The 22,176-nt window shown below is 44.5% G+C and carries 16 protein-coding genes; 4 read left to right on the top strand and 12 right to left on the bottom strand.

Annotated elements, in window-relative coordinates; genetic code table 11:
• The first annotated feature begins 251 nt into the window (after positions 1 to 251).
• Positions 252 to 746: a ribosomal protein S18-alanine N-acetyltransferase gene (gene rimI, locus V6252_RS11980; protein ID WP_341610581.1), complete on the top strand. Its 495-nt coding sequence runs from the start codon at positions 252 to 254 to the stop codon at positions 744 to 746.
• A 94-nt stretch (positions 747 to 840) separates the two neighbouring features.
• Here rimI and V6252_RS11975 read toward each other — a convergent pair whose 3' ends face one another.
• The 3 genes from V6252_RS11975 to trxB are packed head-to-tail and all read right to left on the bottom strand — an operon-like array spanning position 841 to position 3,134.
• Positions 841 to 1,275 carry a MerR family transcriptional regulator gene (locus V6252_RS11975; protein WP_341610580.1) on the bottom strand — a complete coding sequence of 145 codons (435 nt, stop codon included), beginning with the start codon at positions 1,273 to 1,275 and terminating at the stop codon, positions 841 to 843.
• Between the two features lie 29 nt (positions 1,276 to 1,304).
• A complete protein-coding gene (gene aat, locus V6252_RS11970; RefSeq protein WP_341610579.1) occupies positions 1,305 to 2,111 on the bottom strand; it encodes a leucyl/phenylalanyl-tRNA--protein transferase in 807 nt (268 codons plus the stop codon).
• Entirely contained in the window at positions 2,112 to 3,134 is a 1,023-nt protein-coding gene (gene trxB / locus V6252_RS11965) for a thioredoxin-disulfide reductase (RefSeq protein WP_296211177.1), read from the bottom strand. It abuts the gene before it with no gap.
• A gap of 586 nt (positions 3,135 to 3,720) precedes the next feature.
• Between trxB and V6252_RS11960 the strand changes: the two genes are divergently transcribed.
• Both V6252_RS11960 and V6252_RS11955 read left to right on the top strand, forming a co-directional pair.
• On the top strand, positions 3,721 to 7,053 hold the full coding sequence (locus V6252_RS11960) for a DNA translocase FtsK (RefSeq protein WP_341610578.1): 3,333 nt from the start codon (positions 3,721 to 3,723) through the stop codon (positions 7,051 to 7,053).
• Between the two features lie 324 nt (positions 7,054 to 7,377).
• On the top strand, positions 7,378 to 8,871 hold the full coding sequence (locus V6252_RS11955; protein ID WP_341610577.1) for an amidase: 1,494 nt from the start codon (positions 7,378 to 7,380) through the stop codon (positions 8,869 to 8,871).
• Between the two features lie 29 nt (positions 8,872 to 8,900).
• On the opposite strand, the gene V6252_RS11950 is transcribed toward V6252_RS11955, so the two are convergent.
• The 8 genes from V6252_RS11950 to dapC all read right to left on the bottom strand — a co-directional run bounded on the left by V6252_RS11950 (position 8,901) and on the right by dapC (position 18,145).
• Positions 8,901 to 9,791 (bottom strand): class III extradiol ring-cleavage dioxygenase, encoded by an 891-nt coding sequence (locus tag V6252_RS11950; protein WP_341610576.1) that lies wholly within the window; start codon positions 9,789 to 9,791, stop codon positions 8,901 to 8,903.
• 79 nt (positions 9,792 to 9,870) lie between these two features.
• Positions 9,871 to 10,359: a 23S rRNA (pseudouridine(1915)-N(3))-methyltransferase RlmH gene (gene rlmH, locus V6252_RS11945; RefSeq protein ID WP_341610575.1), complete on the bottom strand. Its 489-nt coding sequence runs from the start codon at positions 10,357 to 10,359 to the stop codon at positions 9,871 to 9,873.
• Positions 10,360 to 10,444: 85 nt separating this feature from the next.
• The gene (locus V6252_RS11940; protein WP_341610574.1) at positions 10,445 to 10,981 is read right to left on the bottom strand and encodes a DUF421 domain-containing protein; all 537 of its coding nucleotides are present in this window, start codon (positions 10,979 to 10,981) and stop codon (positions 10,445 to 10,447) included.
• Between the two features lie 185 nt (positions 10,982 to 11,166).
• Complete coding sequence (locus tag V6252_RS11935; protein WP_341610573.1) at positions 11,167 to 11,652, bottom strand: ABZJ_00895 family protein; 486 nt, start codon at positions 11,650 to 11,652, stop codon at positions 11,167 to 11,169.
• Positions 11,653 to 11,716: 64 nt separating this feature from the next.
• Positions 11,717 to 13,759 carry a D-alanyl-D-alanine carboxypeptidase/D-alanyl-D-alanine-endopeptidase gene (locus tag V6252_RS11930; RefSeq protein ID WP_341610572.1) on the bottom strand — a complete coding sequence of 681 codons (2,043 nt, stop codon included), beginning with the start codon at positions 13,757 to 13,759 and terminating at the stop codon, positions 11,717 to 11,719.
• A 323-nt stretch (positions 13,760 to 14,082) separates the two neighbouring features.
• Entirely contained in the window at positions 14,083 to 14,688 is a 606-nt protein-coding gene (locus tag V6252_RS11925) for a 3'-5' exonuclease (RefSeq protein ID WP_341610571.1), read from the bottom strand.
• 82 nt (positions 14,689 to 14,770) lie between these two features.
• Entirely contained in the window at positions 14,771 to 16,762 is a 1,992-nt protein-coding gene (locus V6252_RS11920) for a DUF294 nucleotidyltransferase-like domain-containing protein (protein WP_341610570.1), read from the bottom strand.
• A 153-nt stretch (positions 16,763 to 16,915) separates the two neighbouring features.
• Positions 16,916 to 18,145, bottom strand: a complete 1,230-nt coding sequence (gene dapC / locus V6252_RS11915) for a succinyldiaminopimelate transaminase (RefSeq protein WP_341610569.1) — start codon at positions 18,143 to 18,145, stop codon at positions 16,916 to 16,918.
• A gap of 260 nt (positions 18,146 to 18,405) precedes the next feature.
• Between dapC and V6252_RS11910 the strand changes: the two genes are divergently transcribed.
• Entirely contained in the window at positions 18,406 to 19,077 is a 672-nt protein-coding gene (locus V6252_RS11910; protein ID WP_341610568.1) for a hypothetical protein, read from the top strand.
• Between the two features lie 81 nt (positions 19,078 to 19,158).
• Here V6252_RS11910 and glnD read toward each other — a convergent pair whose 3' ends face one another.
• On the bottom strand, positions 19,159 to 21,915 hold the full coding sequence (gene glnD, locus V6252_RS11905) for a [protein-PII] uridylyltransferase (protein WP_341610567.1): 2,757 nt from the start codon (positions 21,913 to 21,915) through the stop codon (positions 19,159 to 19,161).
• Positions 21,916 to 22,176 lie beyond the last annotated feature (261 nt).

Here is a 22,176-nt window from a genome sequence, read left to right as displayed (position 1 = left end):
TCGTGAAGGCGGCCGTACTGTAGGCGCTGGTGTTGTTGCTAACGTATTGAACTAATCATTAAGTCTCAGCAATGAGCTTATGAGTTAGTCATAAAAAAGGCCATCCTATCTAGGGTGGCCTTTTTTTATTAGGAAATGTTGATTGTATAAGTACAGGACTACATGAATAAGCGTGTGGCAAGCTCTACATGTATTATTTAAGCGTAATATAATAATAAAGACAGCCTAACAATAAGCGTAAAAGGAACGTCATGTTTGCGATAGAAGTATTACCAACGAATGCAGTAGAGTTCTTACACGTCATTCAAACTGTCGCTAGTATAGAAGCGATGGTGCAACCAAATGATGCTTGGAATCAGAAAACATTGACTGAGTTGCTTGAGCAGGACAGTATTAGTCTGCTGATTGCTTACGATCAAGCCAAAGAAGAGAGCGTCTCTCATCGTGAGATAGTTGGCTATTGCTTATATCAAACGACTTTTGAGCAAGCAGAGGTGTTACGTGTCGGAACTGATCCAGAGCACCAACGACAAGGCATTGCTTCGCAGGTATTGAATAAACTGCATGAGCTGTTACAGCTTAATCAAGTCGAAAGTCTTTTGTTAGAAGTACGTGCAGATAATAAAGCGGCGATAGCGTTATACGAGCAACAAGCATTTAGCGTCATTCATAGACGCAAAGGATATTATAAAATGCCACATAAACCAGCAGTCGATGCATTAATCATGCAGCATACTTATATTTAATGGAGTGAGTAAAGCTTAATAAAAAGTAAGCGGCGATAATAAAAGTGGCTATAACAGCTATGATATAAAAGCAGAATTAACTAAGATTTAAACTTTATTGTAAAGGGATTTTCTTTTTACAGACTTCTACATCAAGCTGATAATCACTATCTGCTTTCATTCGACCTAAAATATCCAAGCGTTCGCTCAGTAGCTCAATCATTATGCTGATATTAGCTTGTTGTTTTTTAACTTGTTCTAATTTTTGCTGAGTGAGTAAAAGCTGCGAATCAATATCCAAGTGACCATCATAATAATCATTTAAGCTGTTTTTGATTTCAGTAAGGGTGAAGCCAATAGCTTGCGCACTTTTGATCAGCTCTATGCGTTCGATACACTCTGGATGAAATTCGGTATATAAACGTGAGCCTGCCTGACGCTTGCGAGATTTTAGTAGGCCTAATTGCTCGTAATGGCGAACCGTATCTTTGGTCGTATTGGCCTTTGCTGCTAGCTCTCCAATCAATAGAAACGATGTATCAAGTGCCATAATAACCTCTTATTTTTTCGCTATGATAATCATAACTCTAGTTGCCACGGCGTATCGCTATCCAGTAGCGATACGGATAACGGTTTATGAGAGTGCTTTTGCCATGGCACAGACTGGCTGCCTATCAAGTTGTCTAACTGAGCTAGGAAATCAGCACGCGGTAAAGTAGTCGCACCTAAACTCATCAAATGATCGTTCGGTAGCTGACAGTCAACGAGTGCGACATCACTTTGCTCACATAGGCGCATCAGACCCCAAAACGCTAGCTTTGACGCATTAGATGCTCGATGAAACATTGATTCACCAAAATAGATGCCGTTTATCTTTAACCCGTACAATCCGCCAATCAGTTGACCTGCCTCATCCCAAACTTCTATGCTATGAGCAAAGCCTTGCGCATGCAATTTGGTATAAGCTTCGATCATCTCATCATGAATCCAAGTATGCTCACCTTCGGGATGATTGTCATTAAGGCCATCACTGCGCGGTAAGCTACAGGCATGTATGACATTGTCAAAAGCTTGATTGAGTGTCACTTGCCAACGTTCGCGATTTGCTTGCTTACGTAGAGACTTGCTCGGTTGATAGGCAGAGGGGACAATCACGCAACGCGGCTCGGGACACCACCAAGCAATAGGCTCATCTTCGTTAAACCAAGGAAATAGCCCCTGAGCATAGGCTGATATCAGCGTTTCGGGTGCCAGATCACCGCCCATAGCGACAATGCCAATACCATCAGGATCGATAGAAATGGGATCAGGAAAGTCATAACGCCCAAGACTTTTTAAAGTCTCAGGCGCAATGTATTTATCGTGCTGTTGAGTAAAGTTGCCCATTTAGGCTTCTTTATCTGCAGTTAGGGTTGAATCGTAAGTATGGTCACGAGCGACAGTTTCGCCCAGTGCATCCAAGTACTTTTCAGCATCCAACGCAGCCATACAGCCCGTACCAGCAGAAGTGATGGCTTGACGGTAAACGTGATCGGCTACGTCACCTGCGGCAAACACACCTTCAATACTGGTTTGAGTAGCATTACCATTCAGGCCGCTATTAACGATCAGGTAGCCATCTTTCATATCCAATTGATCTTTGAACAAGTCAGTGTTTGGCTTATGACCAATAGCGACAAACATACCCATTGTGTCTAGTTGTTTGGTACTACCATCAATCATTGATTCAATAACGACACCATTGACGCCCATGTCATCACCGACCACTTCTTTTACTTGGTGGTTCCATTCGATTTTGACATTACCATTCTTAGCTTTTTCAAATAGCTTGTCTTGCAAGATTTTTTCAGAGCGTAAGCTGTCACGGCGATGCACTAAGGTCACTTCAGACGCAATATTAGATAAGTACAAAGCTTCTTCAACCGCTGTATTACCACCACCAATCACCGCAACTTTTTGGTTTTTATAAAAGAAACCATCACAGGTGGCGCAGGCTGATACACCAAGCCCTCTGAATTTGGTTTCTGATTCTAGTCCCAAGTACTGTGCAGAGGCACCAGTTGAGATAATGAGTGCATCACAAGTATAGCTACCATTGTTACCTGTCAATTGAAAAGGACGCTCGTTTAGGTTTACTTCGTTGATGTGATCGTAGACCAATTCAGTACCGAAACGCTCAGCATGTGCTTTCATACGTTCCATCAATGCAGGACCTGTCAAATCATGCGCATCGCCTGGCCAGTTGTCGACTTCGGTAGTGGTGGTTAACTGTCCACCGACTTCCATGCCAGTAACCATAACTGGCTTAAGGTTAGCGCGTGCTGCATAAACTGCTGCAGAGTAGCCAGCAGGACCTGAGCCTAAAATAATGAGTTTTTCGTGACGTGGAGCAGTAGTGTCAGTTGCCATGAGTTGTTCCTTGCTAAATATACGAATTAAAAATGTAAGTTATAAATATAATAAAAGAGGAATATCAAAAATGACTACGAATATGCTTCTTCTAATTGCTGTGTGATAATAACATAAGGGCACAGCGCACAAAGTGCAAGTTTGCTAAAACAAACACAGGTATCATTAGAATCAAAGAATAAATAGTTTTGGAACATAAGTGCAAAAACAGAGACTAGTTTATAGAATTTAGGCAATACAGTTAGCCATATTTTGCCACTATTGTTTCGCTAACCAGCTGTTTTCTTACGCAAAGTGTCTACTGATTTACTTTCTTACACGCTTTCTTGAGAAGACTGTCGCCACTGCACCTATGTATTTGTTATTATAAGAAGTTATGCCAAGTGTAGTAGGAGCCAAGCGATAACGGTTGTTTCAAGGCTCTATGATCGGCACATGCCAAACAAACACTTCGCTCGGTACATTTATGTCAACACTTTATGTCAGCATGATTAGGCTTAGTCATGCATTGGCGACCATTTAGTATTAATAACAAGGCAGATCTTACGTGATATCAGCACCGCTTATTGAGTATTTAAAAAAGGGAATGTTTACCCTCCTTGGGTTAATACTGGCCGTTTATCTGTTTGTCATTTTGATGACTTATACAGGCAACGATCCTAGCTGGTCGCACATCAGTAGTGACATGACCACGATTAATAACATGGGCGGCGAGGCAGGTGCATGGTTATCCGATTTGCTTTATAGCTTTTTTGGGTTTGGTGCTTGGTGGTTTTTGGCATTTGTGGTTTATGAATCTATCTTGATTTGGTGGGAAAACAAGCCAACTTTTTGGCTCATGCGATTGGTCGCTTATGTGTTTTTACTATTAAGTGCTAGCGCATTATTTGCACAATTGGTCTCTTTAGTCCAACAAGTCACGAATCCTGACGCAATCGGTCTCGAAGGCGTCGCTGGTGGTATCATCGGGCTAGAATTGCAGGCGCGTTTGGCACAGCTACTATCGCAGTGGGGGAGTGTGGTTTTCTTAGCAGTATTCGTTGTGATTACCGCTACGTTTGCCTTTAACATCCATTGGATGACGATATATCAAAAGGTTCGTGCGCTGTCGTGGCTTGGTTCAGGTGTAAAAAGTCAGGATGCTATCGACGCTACTGAACCGAGCATTGCATCACAAGATGATAGCCAAAACTTAGATGAGTCGGTAGATAAAAAAGTAGAGCATGAGCAGCTGCCACTTGAGTTGCAGTCTGCGGAAAATACTAGCGGTGCTCAAGACGTCAGCAGTAGTGGACGTTTCGGTAGTGTATTGTCAGACTTTTTGGCAACATCAGGATTGGCAGATAGTGTCAAAGCCTCTGTCATCGCAGCAAAAGCAGCGGCGACACCTAATAGCTCAAAAGGTGAGCAGGTAGATACCGATACAGGCTCGCTTAATAACTCTACTGATAATACGGTTAATAATACAGTCCAGCCATTAGCCTCAAACTTGACTGCACCTATTGCTCGCAAAGTTGAGCCAAGTTTTGCGTGGAATGATGCCAGTACGGTCGATGATTTACTCGCAAGTGAGCAGATGGCTTACAGTGCCAGCGGCATGAGCAGCTCCGCTATGCCTGTACCTAACTATTCCCAAACGGGTACTAGTACCACGGCATCGTTAGAGAAAGCCGTACCTGCTACTGCAGTAACTACCATAACGGAAGTGGTTGCTCAACCAGGTATACATGATAAAGAACCACTAGCTCAGCCATCAGTTGATGAGTCAGTGCATAGCGATTTAGCCAGTCAGCCACTCATTGAACCTGCTGAGCCTAAAATCTCTATGACACATGAGACTGCGGAAGTAGATAAATTAGCAGAAGCATGGTTGGCAGAGCATGCTGACATATCAGAACCTACAGAATCTGTTGTAGAAACGTCTGAATACTCTAAGCCTGTTCGGGAAACTGTCGTAGCTGAGCCAATCGTACCAGAGAAGACGCCAGAACCTATCGTAGAAGAGCCTATTAGCTTTGCACAGGATTCAGCCAATCAACTGTCTGATACGCCTGTAGAGTTGCCACAGACTAATAATGCGTCAATAGTCTCTGAGCCTGAAGTCGCTCCGGTAACAGTAGAGACTGAGCCTGCATTGTCAGATGTGCCAGACGTTTCAGACATGACACCAACCAATACGCCTCCTGCCAATCCAAAAGCAGCGCCAACGGTGGAAGTAACTAGCCCAGTCTCCAATGTACAGTCTGAGCCTAAAACGCCCGCGCAACCATCTGTTAGTTTTGCTGTCCCAGAGGGCGATAGTAGCAACCATATCACTGATATGATGCCAGAGGACGATAATGATGACGACACCAATGTACCGGTCATGCCGCATATTAGTGATGACGCAGCTTTTAGTCAAAAGTCACGCTCAATGCAAACGGCAGCTTATCGCAGCAGCCTGACACCTATTCCAGAAGTGTCTATATTGGATAAGCCTGATCCTGACCGCAAGCCTAGCTACACTGTGGCTGAGCTTGAAAAGCTGTCTGAATTGCTAGAAATTAAACTACAAGAATTTAATGTAAAAGCCTCTGTGGTTAATGCTATTCCTGGGCCTGTCGTCACCCGTTTCGAAGTAGAGCTGGCTGCTGGGGTGAAGGCTAGTAAGGTAACAGGTATTTCGCGTGATTTAGCGCGTTCACTATCGATGGCTTCTTTGCGTGTGGTAGAAGTAATTCCGGGTAAACCGTACATTGGTATCGAAGTGCCGAACAAGAAACGTGAAATGGTACGCTTGATTGAACTGCTCAACACCGAAACGTTCAAAGACCCGAAAGCGCAGATTAGCATGGCGATGGGCAAAGACATCGGTGGTAACCCAATCATTACCGATCTTGCACGTGCGCCGCATATGCTAGTCGCTGGTACCACAGGCTCTGGTAAATCAGTATTGGTCAACTCGATGCTACTATCGATGCTACTCAAATATACGCCCAATGAGCTGCGCCTTATTTTGATTGATCCAAAGCAGTTAGAGCTTGCTAACTATAATGATATTCCGCATTTGCTAACGCCAGTAGTCACCGATATGACGGAAGCCGCTAGTAGCTTGTCATGGTGTGTGGCTGAGATGGAGCGCCGTTATCAACTGATGAGTTTGCTAAAAGTTCGTAAGCTCAATGAGTTCAACAAGAAGGTCATCGCGGCGGAGAAATCAGGCAATCCTATGCTTGACCCTCTATGGCGACCAAATGACAGCGTAAGTATTAGCCAAGCACCTAAGCTAAAAACACTACCAATGATTGTCATTGTCGCGGATGAGTTCGCCGATATGATTATGCAGGTCGGTAAACAAGCCGAAGAGCTCATCACACGTTTAGCGCAAAAATCACGTGCTGCGGGTATTCACTTAATGCTAGCAACTCAGCGTCCATCAGTCGATGTTATTACGGGCCTGATTAAAGCCAACATCCCAGTGCGCGCTGCACTACGAGTCAACTCAAAAGTCGATTCACGCACGATTCTGGATAGTGGCGGTGCAGAGGACATGCTGGGTAACGGTGATATGTTGTTCTTGGGGCCAGGGCAGATTGAGCCGGACCGTGTACATGGTGCCTACGTTAGTGACGAAGAAGTTAACCGTGTCTGTGATGCGTGGCGTGAGCGCGGCGCCCCTGACTATATTGATAATATGGCAGGCAACTTTGAATTGTCTAGCCCAGGCGGTGGTAGTACAGCCAATGCTTCTGGTGAAGATGATGATTTATATAATGATGCCGTGGCCTTTATCATGGAAACACGTAAGGTGTCTGCCTCAAGTATTCAGCGTAAATTTAGCATCGGCTATAACCGTGCCGCGCGTATTGTTGATTCTATGGAAGAAGCTGGATTGGTTAGCTCGATGGGCAAAAGTGGCAAGCGTGAACTATTAATGTAGTACTAATTCTTAAGTTGATAACGAAAAAGCGAGTCATGAGAATGGCTCGTTTTTTTATGGAAAAAACTTGATAATACTTTCATAAATTGTAGGTTTAGAAGTAAGCTTTTACTATTAAATACGTTCTAGGGCGCGAAGAGTAGATTCTCATATTAACTCATTAGTTGCCAAAACAAGCCAGATGACTAACGAGTCCGTTTATCAAATATCAGGCGTGGTTTTTTATACTAAACTGACAGGAGTTTATGAAAAAATAGTCATCAGTTTTAGAAAATATGAGTGCTACATAGTCTTAATAAAATTACTCTCCAAGGAAGGTCAGTTATGTTTAAAGAATATACTCAGTATGATGGGCTCGCCTTAGCGGCATTGGTCAATTCAGGTGAGGTCAGCGCAAAGGAATTGCTAGATGCTGCTGTCCATCAAGCCAATCAAATCAATCCTAAATTAAATGCTATTGTGCATCGTTTTGATGAGCGTGCTTATAATGCTGCGCAGGCGGGTTTGCCTTCAGGTGTATTTACTGGCGTACCGTATTTGCTAAAAGATTTGTCATTTAGCTTCGCCGACGAGCCGATTACGATGGGCAGTCGCAGCGTCAATATCATTTCAGAAAAAGACAGCGAAATCGTCAAACGGATGAAAGCGACAGGCGTTAATACCTTTGGCAAGACTAACACCCCTGAGTTTGGCTTGATTATCACGACTGAGCCAAAAGCGCATGGCGCTACTCATAATCCTTTCAAAAAAGGCTATAGCTCTGGCGGATCGTCAGGTGGTAGTGCAGCAGCAGTGGCGAGCGGTATTGTACCGATGGCAGGCGGCGGTGATGGTGGCGGCTCGATACGTTTCCCATCTGCTTGGTGTGGTACGTTTGGGTTAAAGCCAAGTCGCGGACGTAATCCAATGGGTCCTAATCTTGGTGAAGGCTGGGAGGGGGCAGTGGCTGACCATGTGATTACGCGATCAGTGCGCGATAGTGCGGCGATGCTAGATGCCACTAGTGGAGCAGAGATTGGCGCCCCTTACGTTATTGCTCCGCCCGACGGCACCTTTCTACAAGCGGCAATGCGTGCACCGCGAAAGCTAAAAATCGCTTTGCATCAGCAGCCTTTGATAGCCAATACGACAGTGGACAAAGAAGTGCTGGCAGTACTTGAGCAAACGGCTAAGCAATTAGAGTCTATGGGGCATGAAGTAGTACCAGCTGAGCCAAACATCAATATCGAGCAGTTTTGGCATGACTTTATCGTTGTGGTCTGCGCGCATACGGCTTTTACGATTGATAATATCGAGCGTGAGTTTGGGGTTGACCACGTCAAACACCTAGAGCCACAAACTTATAATATGGCACTGCTTGGGCGCTCATTGTCAGCGGTTGATTTGGCACATGCCAAACATGGCTGGCATCATAGCCAGTATCAGACGGGTCTACTGCTAGAAGACTACGATATGATTTTGTGCCCGACTGTGCCCACGCCTGCGGTAAAGCATGGTGTGCTACCGCCCAGTCGTATAGATGAGATGATGATGCGTAGCGCTGAGGTGCTTAACAAGGGCTTCAATATGGGTAGATATGCCTTTAGCTCAGGCATGATAGAAAAGCTCAGTGCCCCTGTATTAGGTAAGATGGGCTTTACACTATTGGGTAATGTTACAGGGTTACCCGCGATGTCAGTACCCGTCGGTATGAGCAAAAACGGCCTACCGATTGGCATGCAATTAATCGGGCGTATGAATGATGAAGCGACATTATTCAGCGTGGCAGGTGAGATGGAGCGCGCAGGTTTATTTACCAAACACGCTTTTGAGAAGTAGGGTTAAGCTATAGTTTGGATTGATAGCACTTAATCAAAGCGATAAATATCCATACCCAAACTATGATGGGCCATACTTTGATGAACGACAGAGACGCGCTGACCAGTACCTAATGCAAAAAACAACGGTAGCAAGTGCTCATCACTTGGATGAATGTCCTTGTAGTCTGGATATTGCTGCCAGTCGAGCGCCGTGGGAATGTCTATTTTGAGCTGCTGTAACAACCATTGCTTAAACGTTTTGGCTGCTTGATCGATGCTGTCAGCTTCCCAGCGCAATGCTTGCAAATTATGCGTAATGTTACCTGAGCCAATGACGAGAATTTGCTCATCACGCAGATGTGCTAACTGCGCGCCTAACTGATAGCAGGCAACACTGTCGTAATGCTGCGGCAGTGATATCTGTACGATAGGTACATCGGCTTCTGGATACAAATGTCTGAGCGGCGCCCACACACCATGATCACAGGCACGCACTGGATTGACACTACAAGTAATACCACGTGCGGTCAGCTGCTGCGCAAGTGTCTCAGCCAGTGCTGGCTGGCCTATAGCAGGGTACTGAATGTCGTAAAGTTCAGGCGAAAATCCTGAAAAGTCATGCCACGTCTTTGGCTGCGGATTACTGCTAATCTCTAGCTTTGCTGACTGCCAATGCGCTGACATAATGACGATGGCTCGTGGCTTAGGTAAGTTTTGACCGATACGTGCCAGTGCACTGGTCGTCGCAGACTGCTCAATTGCAAGCGTAGGCGCGCCATGCGAAATAAAGAGCGCTGGTAGCTTAGATGTATTCGTCGCTACATCAGACGTATTTTCCCATGCGGCAGCCGCTGTGATAGGCGTCTGCACACTATGATGGTCATCACGTTGATGAGCTGGCTTAGAGGCGTTGGGTGTCGCACGTTTTGGATATTTCATGTTGCATTTATTAGGGCGTGCGCCAGTTTTTCAATCTACTTTAGGGTCAATGTTTTAAATCAAAAAAATAGCTTAGTATTTAATTACCACGGTGATAAGGGTGGTTGTTGTTGATACTCATCGCGCGATACAATTGCTCCATAAGTACGACGCGCACTAGCGGATGCGGCAGTGTCAGTGCTGATAGTGATAATTTTGCATCAGCATTTGCTAATACTTCTGGCGACACTCCATCTGCACCGCCGATGACTAAGGCAATATCATCGCCTTGTAGCATGCCATCAGCGAGCTTATCGGCCAGTCCTTCGGTCGAAATCATCTTGCCTTTGACATCTAGTACCCACAATTGCTCTCGGCTTGATGCATTATGAGCGGCTAATATGGCCTGACCTTCTTGCTCACGGTACTGTGCCAAATTGGCATCTGAAGGGTTTTTTGCCCGCTTGGCTGCCGCAATCTCGACAATTTCTGTGCTTAGCATCGGTTGAATGCGTTTGTAATATTCGTCAAAACCCGTCTGTACCCAGCTAGGCATTTTATTGCCAACGGTCAAAATCCTTACTTTCATAATGCTTACCATCTCGATAATTGAATTCAAGCTTACTAGGGTGTGTTCTTAATAGTTGTATCGTTCGTTCTTTATTGTCTGCAATTTACATCAGAGGGTTAATCGTCTCTGATACGTTGCTACTTGCGCTTTGATCGTCCGCTTGGCTTGGCTTTGGAATGACAGTCAATTTTGCATCAGACTCAAAAACAATAGCCTCGACATCATCAAAACTATTAATCCCTTCAGAACGCATGGCACACTCGATTTCTTGACGCGTCAAACGCTCATCACGCATGGCGTCTGGCAAAAACTGCCCCTGATAAAAAACGATACGCGGCTCTGATAAAATAAAGTTACTAAATTGCGGTGAAATAGCCGCATATTTGGTCACCACAAATTGCAATAGGTACAACACTAAAATAGACGATACCCCTTCAACAAAGGGAATGTCCTTGAGTAGAATTGTACTGGCACCCAACGAGCCGATCATGACCGTCACGATCCAATCGAAGTTATTGAGCTGTGACGTTGAGCGTTTGCCAGAGACTTTGGTGACTGTCACGATCAACACGTAAACCATAACAGTCGTCAAAACAATACGACCAAGCTTGTCTATGTTGTCAAAAAAGATCATGTCCATAATGTTCGCTCCTATTATAAAGGTAAAACAAGTCATCGCTAAAACTTTACTTACTAGGGCGCGCCTTACTTTGGCTCATTTTTAATACTATTCTTAAAATAATGACACGCCCTAAACTTAGCCTAACGGATTTTACGCATTAGCAGGGGAAAACTTTGTAGCACCTTGTAGATGATGGTTTGTACTTACGTTGATTTGCGTATAGGGTCTAATAATCGATTGATAGACCATAGACTGATTCGCGCACTGACTAGAGTGAGAACCAGCATTAGCATTAATGATGAAAGCAGGGGCAGTGGACGTTGCATCGCCATCTCAAACAATACCTCACGGCTTATCGTATCAAATAGCCAAAACCAAATGGCTGAAAAATAAATGACAGTTAGCATCCAGACAATCACAACCCCACCAAACATCAACTTATTAATCTCATCTCGCGCTAATGCTCGCTTCTGATGTTTGATGAATTTACTGACAACGATATAAGCACCCACGATAATAGAAACCACCATGACCAGTTGTGGGTTGAGCGCAAGTTTGGTCTGTATCATCATAAATATGGTACTAGCGAGCGTGTATCCAATCGCAAAAAAACCGACATATCGAGCCAGTTTAGGCTGCACTTGTATAAGCGTCTGAGCTTTGTTGAGACTGGTTGTCTGGCGTGACATAAGCTAACCTTTATAAAGGTAAAAAATAGAGTATTGATAATACATTGCTTTAAAACGTTAAATATCAACGCTGGGCCGTCCAGTCGAGCATGGCATCTAACACAGGCCTTGCTGCATAAGGATTTAATGCTTGCTCAGTATTGATTATACCGACGACAACGTAATCCTGTCCTGACAGTCCTTTGACATAACCTGCCATTGAGGTGACGTTATTTAACGTGCCAGTTTTTATCCATGCACGACCAGTTGCTGCTGATTCAGGCAAGCGATCGCTGTGGGCGGCAATAGTGCCACTAACCCCAGCGACCCCTAACGAGTCGACATAGGCTTCAAAATTTGGTCGACTATAAGCATAAGTCAGGAGCTCGCTTAGGTTGGCGGCGGTGATAGTACACTCACGGCAAAGTCCTGAGCCATTGGTCAAGTGAGGCGGCGGTGTACTGAGATTGGTTTGCCACCATTGATTGATGGTTTGTAAGGCTGCTGGATAGTCTGTCGTAGCAGGTTTGCCAAACTGATATAAGCTATTAGCCTTTTTGCCACTAGATTTAACAGCCGCTACTTTATTATCCATCTCATTACTAGCTTTGACTTCATGACTACTTGGACTAGTCGCAGTTGTGCTAGCAGGTCCTGCTTGAGTCAGCCTTCCTTTATCGTAAGCACCTATAGATAGCGCCACTTGCTCAGCCATGACATTGTTTGAGAAATGGTTAATGTCATGAATCTGCTCGGTTAAATTTAACGACGGATAGCTGACCATAGGTAGAGGTGACATCGCGATAGCCGTAAGTCCGTGTGCTCGTTTCGTGGTCTTGGTAATCTCGTAAGGGGTTTCTTGCGAGATTACCTGCCCACTCAAAGTATTCCCCAACGCTTGCCATTTGGCAGCGATGACGTGTGCCGCAAACTCTTTGGCATTGGGATATGCTACATAAAAGATATGCTCGCCGCAGCTCTCTGGCAGACTGGCATTTAACACAAGCTGCGTGTTTTGCCACTGCGGCGCTAGGCTATAGCTTGCTTGCCCACAACTGGCTGCACGGGTATTGATTGTAGCAGGCAGTTGATAATCTGCTAACCGCGGTTTATAAGTCACGCTTGCTTGGCCGTTATCTTGAGGGTAAGTTTTGATACCAATGGTGCTAAAGTTAACCAGAAACCCATCAGGGCTAGCGTTATAGGGGCGTAGCGGTGAGTTGTCGAAGGCGGCAGGATCTTTACTAACATTATTAAAAACTGCGCTGTCAATGATGATGTCACCATCGATATGACGAATACCTGATGCTTGCACTTTATACAGTAACTGTTTTAAGCGCTCGTGGGTCATTTTTGGGTCGCCACTTCCTTGAATAATCAAGTCACCATGTAGACGGTTACCGATGATAAGGCCAGTATGATACACCCGCGTATGCCACACAAAATCCGCCCCTAACGTGTCTAACGCGATAAAACTGGGCACGAGCTTCATGGTGCTGGCAGGCGTGCGAGAGATGTCGGACTGATGATTTAGCAAAGGCGAAAATGAGATTTTTATAGAGGTTTTATTATTGCTAGCGGTGTCTTGAGCTTTGGCGTTCTGATCAAGCGTATGCTGAGATTCATCAGGAATAACCGTTGGAATGCTCTCTACGCTCTGATAAGTATAAGGGTCATCAGTATAGGCATGTATTTTTTGCTCATGTTTCTCAATGGTGCGCTGCTCTATGGTAACTAAGGTGCTCTGATGGCTCGGGTCGCTGCTAACTGTATCCGTAGAGGCGTTTGTAACTGGATGCTCAGATACTATAGTAGATGCAGATTGGCTGTCAGGTTCATCACTATCAATGACTTGAATAGGAGTCGGCAGACGGCTGGCAGTTTTTTCACCCACAGGTGTAATCACGATGCTGATATCCGCTTCTGTTAGGTCGGCACGTGCCAAGGCTTTTTGAATGGCTGCTGGCAACACGGCTTGTGCATGTATCGGTGCGACTATAACTGCTGCCAATAACGCTAACCTAGATAGACGTTTACTAGGTTGGTTCAGCGGTCGCAAATGACGGCAAAGCGTGGTGGTTTTGGTTGCAGCAGTAGAGTAATGATGGCGTTTAGAAGGGTATCGCATGAGCATCTTTCATCAGGTGGCAAAAACAGCCTATGGTAACATGAGTTGCTGTTTTCACACACGATGTCAGGAGCACAATTTTAGGATGTGTCCTCAATCTGAACAGTAAACTCTAAATGGGCTAAAAATGGCCAAATCTTTGCCGAACTGTGTCAAGTAGCTAGCTAATATCTCGATATTATCTGTACTATCTTCCTTATTTGGCTGCCATTTATCTCATTTTTATCATCATTTTCAAAATGAGGACACGCCCTAGCGATAATGACGCCCTTATTTAGATAACTAACGCTAACTATAGATTGAACTAAGAGTATGATTTGCTGCTAACGCACATGCAAAAAAGCCATTGCGGTCATAACAGCATCGTTATAAGCATCATGCGCTCCCAGTTCAGGAATATTGTAATGGGCTAATATGCGATTCAGATGTTGGGCTTGTCCAGAAAGCCCTTGTGTGTGACCACTGATACGCCGACTGTACAGATGACGCAAATCTATGACTTCGTTTGGTAGCGAGGTTCCCATATAGCGTTTGACCAATGGATTCAAAAAAGCCATGTCTAGCTGTGTGCAGAATCCAACAATGGGTCGATTACCTATGAATGGTAGCAGCAGTGCCAACATATCATCGTAACTCATGCCATGTTCAACGTCGGCGGTACGCAGGCCATGAATGACAATGGTGTCGCGGTCTGGCATTACAGGAGGTCTGCAAACCAAATGCATGCCATTACCCGTGTCGATGATATTGCCATTAATATGTATCGCTGCTACAGACAGCAGGTGATGCTTCTTGGGGTTCAGTCCTGTCATCTCGCAATCAATCGCCACCCACTGCTCAGCCGAAGGTGTCGTAAACATTGAGACCAGCTCTGGACGCTGCAATTGCGTCTTTTGCCAAGCACAAGATAACTGCTGTAACCAGCTCATATTAGTCGTTCATCCATATATGTTGTTTTTGTACTTATAAAATTTCTGTATTTATGAAGCCTCTATATTAATACCGCCATATTTATACGATTTCTAACTGATAGTGTTGACGCAATTGGTTTTTAAAGCTTTTGACCACGGCCAGACACTCTTTGAGTAGATCACGTTCAAGCGCAGTCAAAGTCGTTGGATCTACTTGCCGTGCATGCTTATCGTCAGTTGAGAGTGCCACAGATAAGCGCTGCGCCATAAAAAACTCTAAGGCTTCTAACAAAGTATCGGCGCGTTCTTGGGTCATAGCATCAACCTTTACCAAGGCCTTTAAACGCGCCTTGGTACTAGGCACATCGAGCACGTTGTTTTCTAATGCTAAGGTACGGATACCATGCACCAAGGGAAAGATACCAGCTTTTTTTAGGTCGATATCAGATGATGCTGATTTACCACCCAGTAAAGGTACAAACTTCTGCCACCATTGATTAACATCGCCAAACTGTAGTGCTGCCCGTGCAAACTGCCTGACAAACATAGGATCTGCTTGTTGATGAGCAAGTTCTAAGTGCTGACGTACTTGAGTAAGCAGGGCCTCATCGCCGCAGACATATTCACCATCTAGTATCGCAGACAAGTAAATACCATGCATCGGGTCAGAGTTCCTAAACCATAGGTTAATTTGCGCAGTGAATGGTTTGAGCGGTTGTCGCCACATAGGATTGGTCATCATAATCTTGCCATCACACAGTGGGTAGCCAAGCGTTGCTAAATGGCTATTAAAAGTATCAGCAAACTGTGCTAAATCAGGGTGTGTATAGCCATCACGAATGATGAGCGCGTTGTCTTGATCGGTACGCATGATTTGCTCACCGCGCCCTTCTGAACCCATAACGATCAGGCAGGTATTGGCCATCACCTCATCAGGTACGATTAGCTGCCATAGCTTGGTAAACACTTGCGCGTTTAGCGTCTGTACCATACGACTGATATTGCCGATTTTGACACCATTGTGATGCTGTGCTCGAATATAGCGACCGATCAGCTCAACAGCGGTATCTAGGCTAGACAAGTCCTGTGCCTGCTCGATTTGAATGCTAATCAGCTGCGAATGATGGCCAATATGAGCGAGCATATCGCTTTGCCCAAGTACTCCGACGACATCGCCACTCTTATCGATGACTGGCAGTCTATGAATACGATAGCGAGTCATGGTCAGCAGCGCATCGCCAATCTCATCACTGACCTTGATCGTGCGCAGATTAAAATTAGCATAGTGTTGGCAAGGAGTAGTAGCAGGATCTTGCTTATCACTTACAGCACGACAAATATCAGTATCGGTCAAAATCCCTAAGAGTAATCTTGTCTCATGTTGCGCTGTTTGTGAGCCACCTAAATCATCTAGTTGTAAGTCATCTAAGCCATTCAAACCATTTAAGCCATGTAGCGGTCGGACCAACACATGTTTCAATCCAGCTTTGGTCATAATGTGAGCCGCTTCGTACAAGCTGTCATTGGCATCGACGATATGGACTGGTAATAGATGAACATCTATCACTGGCTGCAGCATGATTTGCTGTACTTCTTGTTGGTTGGTATAGCTGGCAGGATCTAGCGTCTTATTATGACGTCGTTGGCGCAATGCTTTTAATCGTTCGGGCAGCTTGTCTGATAGCATTTGCCGTACCAAATGATTTTGCGCGCTGATCTTATCAATGGCGGTGCCAGCGACTTGGATCAGTAACGTCTCTTCACTGGCTCGGAATTGATAGGGCTGTATAGGTGTACTTTCATGCTCTAGCTGTTCATCTGTGGTAAGTGATTCAGGCAGGCGGCGACTATCAAACCAATCATTATTGTTCAGACCGTCAGCGTGATTGCTACCGACATAGGACGCGACAAATTCACCATCTAGTGATTGCTCGATTTGCCCTTTGATGACCACATACAGACATTGCAATTCTTCTGCAGGCAAGCTTTCATTCTTGGCAAGGTAGCGTATCTGGGTGTTTTTTCTAATGCTTTGACGCTCGGCTAAGCTCAATACATCAAAGGGCGGTTGGCTAAAATCAAGATGGGGCATGGCATCATCCTTGATGGCATATTTCCGGTAGAGACTTTACTATAGCATTAATAAAACAAAAAGCCTCCAATAACCCTATTTATATTGTGGTTATTGGAGGCTTTTTAATATAGCGACATTTATCTCAGCTACATTAGATTTTTCTAATTCGCTTTAAGCACCTAATAGTTTGCGGATACGGCTGATTGCTTCTCGGCTCTCATCGACACTTGCGACCAGAGCGATACGCACATAACCTTGTCCAGGATTGTGACCATCAACTTCACGTGACAAATAGCGTCCTGCCAATGCATGGATATTGGCTTGTTCATACAGCGCTTTGACAAATATTTCATCATCACCGCCGAATTGCTCAGGCACTTTGACCCAGAAGTAAAACCCAGCATCAGGCATACGTAACTCTAGCAATTCCCCAAGCTCAGACATCCATAAAGCAAACTTTTCTTGATATAGCGCGCGATTGTGAGCGACGTGTTTTTCGTCTTGCCACGCAGCGATAGAGGCGAGCTGATGTGGTATCGGCATTGCACAGCCTTGGTAAGTACGATACTGCAAATAAGCCTGCAAAATTTTGGCATCACCAGCCACAAACCCAGAGCGCAAACCCGGTAAGTTTGAACGTTTAGATAGAGAGTGGAACACGATACAGTTTTTGAAATCACGGCGACCAAGGGCCGCACAGGCTTGAAGCAATCCAATCGGAGCTGTATCAAAATACAACTCGCTATAACACTCGTCACTGGCAATAATAAAACCGTACTGATCTGACAGACGAATAAGGTATTCCCAATCATCCATCGTCATGACGGAGCCTGTTGGATTGTTTGGACTACAAACAAACAATAGCTGCGTACGCGTCCAGACGTCTTTTGGCACCGCGCGATAGTCACCTTTGTAGTCATTAGCTGATGTACAAGGGACAAAGTAAGGCGTTGCCTGTGCCAGTATCGCTGCGCCTTCATATATCTGATAAAACGGGTTGGGCATGACAACCGTAGGCGATGTATTGGGTGCTAGAGAATTGCTCTCTTTGTCAGCTACATCATGATCAACGACCGCTTGTACAAAGCTAAAAATCGCTTCACGCGTACCCATCACGGGTAATACTTGAGTATTGGCATCGACATGATTAAGAAAAAAGCGCTTCTCTAGCCAATGGGCAATGGTTTGGCGCAGCTCAAACATACCGTTTGTGGTTGGATAACGACTTATTTTGTCCAAGTTTTCGCGTAGGACGTCCAGCACAAATGCAGGGGGCTCATGTTTTGGCTCACCAATACCGAGCTTTATTTCACTGTAACCGTTGGCAGGCTTACTCTTGGCAAGCAACGCTGCCATCTTTGCGAACGGATAAGGATGTAGATGCTTTAAGTTGTGATTCATAAGTGTGATAACTATAATAGACAATTAATAATAAAGTTATAAAGAAAATTTACATTAGAGCAGTGTAGCACTTCTCTAATTTTTTGTCCTTTTCTTCTTATATTGTGAGTAGGTATTTACCAAGCGTAAGCTATTCATTGTATGACTACCTAATAGGTAGTCGCTCAAAAGTCTTTTAAACATTTCATAATTTATAACCTATAACAATACAAAAAATGACTATTTACAAAAGTGGTAGATCGTTTTAAGGATAGTTTGATATGTCTAGTGTGCTAAATAATGATGATCTCATCGCTAAAGATATCAATAATGAAAAACTTGATAACAGTTTGCAGCGCTCTAACCTGTATAAACTGCTCAAAGAGCGTGAACAGAGCTGGTGGCAAGCGCGCCAACAACTGATCGAACGTCAAGAAAAGAAAATGTTTTGGTATGGCGAAAACAGCCTCATTATGTGGCTGTTATGGCAATTGGTCGGCTACGTGGTAGTGGCAATGGCCTTGATGCTGCTCAATAATATGTTTGGCATCTCATTACCGCTATGGCAATACGTTTCTTTGTTTGTAATACAGACCATATTTTTTGTCAGCGCACTTGCTGCTAAAGGTCAGTTGGCAAATAAACTGCAGCGTAAAATAGACAACGACGAGCTGATGCGCGAAGAGGCGCTCAATGAAATGATTATTTTGGCAGAGGATAGCCTGTATCCTGATGTACATGCCAAATCGCCTATTTCTTTAGAAGCATTAGATGATTATCTAGACGGACAGTTTCACCTAGCAAGCTTGCAATGTCTGCTACAAAAAGAAGTCGATGCTGGACGATTAATCATGGAGCAGCAGCCACCTGAAGTCGGTGTTTTGCCGCCAGAGCTTGCTGACGATGAATTGAACGAACATGCCAGCGAGATAACCTATAGAAGTACGTTATAAAACGTACTTCTATGATGACTATCAGACTACTTTTGCTAGTTAATATTCAAAATAATGGCTAACCAAAACTATCTAGCCGTATCAAAAATATATTACGCTATTATGCTCTTTCTGAACGGTAAGACTGGCTAACAGAGCTGCCTTTAATGCTTCCAGTCTATCAGGTGAGAGTGGCTTATCGTTTTGATCACTGATATAAAACATATCCTCAGCACGCTCACCTAGAGTAGTAATACGCGCAGCATGTACTTCGATTTGCTCTTGCAAAAACACTTGCCCAACTCGCGCTAATAGCCCCGGCTGATCAAGCGTTTCTAAGCTCAAGATGTGCTGATCTGATGCTTCATTGAATTCGAAGTTAATCACCGTTTTTACTTCAAAGTGTTTTAACTGACGCGGCATACGCTTGTTCGTCAGTTTAAGTACGGTAGGGTCTTTGAACGAGTCAATTAAGCGTTGTTTTAGCTCTTGTTGGCTCTCCTCATCGACCAGTAATGTGCCACTAGGATCTAGCAATACATAAGAATCCAAAGCAAAGTCACGGGTCGCTGTGATAATGCGTGCATCTAAAACATCAAGATTCATCTGATCAAACACTGCCATAGTAACAGCAAACAGGTTCATCTGATCTTGGGTATAGACAAAGACCTGTACCGCATCAAGTGCCAATTCGCGATGCTCACGCAAAACGACCAATGGTGGACTGTCAGCGTTAGAGGCCAATCCAATCGGTGGGTGATTCAAAATAGCTTCGGTATGCCATAAGATATCTTCTGCAATCTCTCGCAAGAAATACTCATCGCCCAAGTCATCCCATAGACGCAATACTTCATCGCGGTTCATATGTTGGTTATTGACATTATCTAGCATCGTCAACGCTTGCTTGCGTGTGGCACTAATCATATCTTGACGATTGGTAGGCGCATCGATATCAGCGCGCAAGATGCGCCGAGTTTGTGAGTATAGCTGTTTCATGAGGGTCGCCCGCCAGCTGTTCCATAGCTGTGGATTAGTCGCATTCATATCAGCCACCGTCAGTACATACAGATGGTTTAGATGAGTTACATTACCAATGAGATCAGAGAAAATAGTCACTACTTCAGGGTCTGAGATATCTTTTTTCTGTGCAGTAATCGACATAAGAAGGTGATAGCGTGTGAGCCAGCCTACTAAGTTCGCATCTGCCAAGCTCATACCATGCGATAAACAAAACTCAATCGATTCAGTTTGACCAAGCTCACTATGGTCACCGCCACGGCCCTTAGCAATATCATGGAACATCGCTGCCAGCACCAAAATCTCTTTACGCTCGATACGCTGAAAGATAGAGCTAACCAGTGGAAACTCTTCTTGAAAGGTCGGATCTGTAAATCGATGCAAAATTCTAATCAAAAACAAGGTATGCGCATCTACAGTATATCGATGAAACAAGTCATATTGCATGAGGCCAGTGACTTGCGCAAAAGCAGGAATATAGTTACCCAATACTCCATAGCGATTCATGGTACGTAGACGATGAAATAGGTAGTTTTGTTCTTTTAGATTCGATAAAAACAACGCTTTGTGAGTAGGGTTGTCTCTATATATCTGATCGATGCCGCGTGCGGCAATTTTGAGTGCGCGCAAAGTATGGGTGCGAACTTTATCGATGCCATGCTGACCCATCAATAAAAACATCTCTAAGATAGACTCTGGGTGCTGTGCAAAAACTCGATGATGTGCGATGGCAATCTGGTTGCCAATACGGTTGAATCGCGCATTTATAGGTTGTTTTTTTGGACGTTCATCGTCAGGCAGCTGTGGCTCTATGATCGTTTCATAATAATGATTGGTCAGCATCTCAGACAGCGTTGATATCTGCATCGCACAGCGATAGTAGTCGCGCATAAACCGTTCGACCGCAGCATTAGGCTGGTCATCAGGCTGGGTCTCGTAGCCCATTAGCTGAGCAATCTCACGCTGATAATCAAACAACAGCTTGTTTTCATTACGGCCCGTCAGTACATGTAAGTAATGACGAATTTGCCATAAATACCCTTCGGCAAAGCTCAGCTCGTCAAACTCTTTTTCGGTCAAAAAGTTCTGTTGCACTAAATCATATAGCTTGCTCACGCGAAAATAACGCTTGGTGACCCAGCCGATGATATGGATATCACGTAGCCCGCCCGGTGCTGTTTTGATATTGGGTTCAAGATTGTACTCGGTTGCATTGTGCTGCAAGTAACGCGCCTTGGATTCTTCCATTTTTACATCAAAGAATGCGCGCGGAGACCATTGTTTATTGACGATTTGAGCAGGCATGTCTTGCAATGCCTCATTGCCGATTAGGAGTCGAGCCTCTAGCTGAGCACTGGCAATAGTATGGTCAAGCGCGGCCTCTAGCGCATCATTGACACTACGTACAGAGAGCGCAGGCTCTAGTCCTATATCCCATAGTAGAGCGACCAGTTTGTCGATTTTACTACTGGCATCAGCACCTATTTCACCAGGAGACAGTAGCAAAATATCGATGTCTGAATAAAGCGATAGCTCACCGCGCCCGTAACCACCAGTCGCAAAAAACGCCAAATCAGTCTTATCTAACTCAAACCATTTGAATAATGCAATCAATAGGCTGTCGATAGCGCAAGCACGTGCTGAAACCAGTTGGCGAATATTAGTACCACGTTCTAGTGAGCGGCTGATATCGTCGTTGATCTGGGCCAACCATTCAGGAATGCCAAGCAGATTCTTGTCTGTCATATTTTTGGCTGACAGTGGGGATGAGTCTATCGCCACCTCACTTGGTAGTATCGGTAAAGGCGTCAAATCAACAGAGGCGATATCACAATTAAACATGAGTGTTATCCAGTTAAGAGTTTAGAAATAGAACGTTTGAGCTGAGCGCTATTGGGCATCTAATGTACTGATGGCTAATAAAAGTCACGAATAGCAATTATCAATAAAAGTGCTGATAAATATATCAATAGAAGTTATCAGGTCATCTGAGTATAAAGACAAAGCGCCTATAAGCACAATACTCAATATGGACTAGGGCGTGTTTGATATTCACAAATAGGCACTGCTGATTGCTAAAACTGTTTTAGACAAGGCGTAAAA

It is taken from the genome of Psychrobacter proteolyticus (genome assembly GCF_038155145.1).
Classification (GTDB): domain Bacteria; phylum Pseudomonadota; class Gammaproteobacteria; order Pseudomonadales; family Moraxellaceae; genus Psychrobacter; species Psychrobacter proteolyticus_B.
Note: the sequence above shows the minus strand (reverse complement) of the source record. Positions and strands in the feature narration are given on the sequence as shown.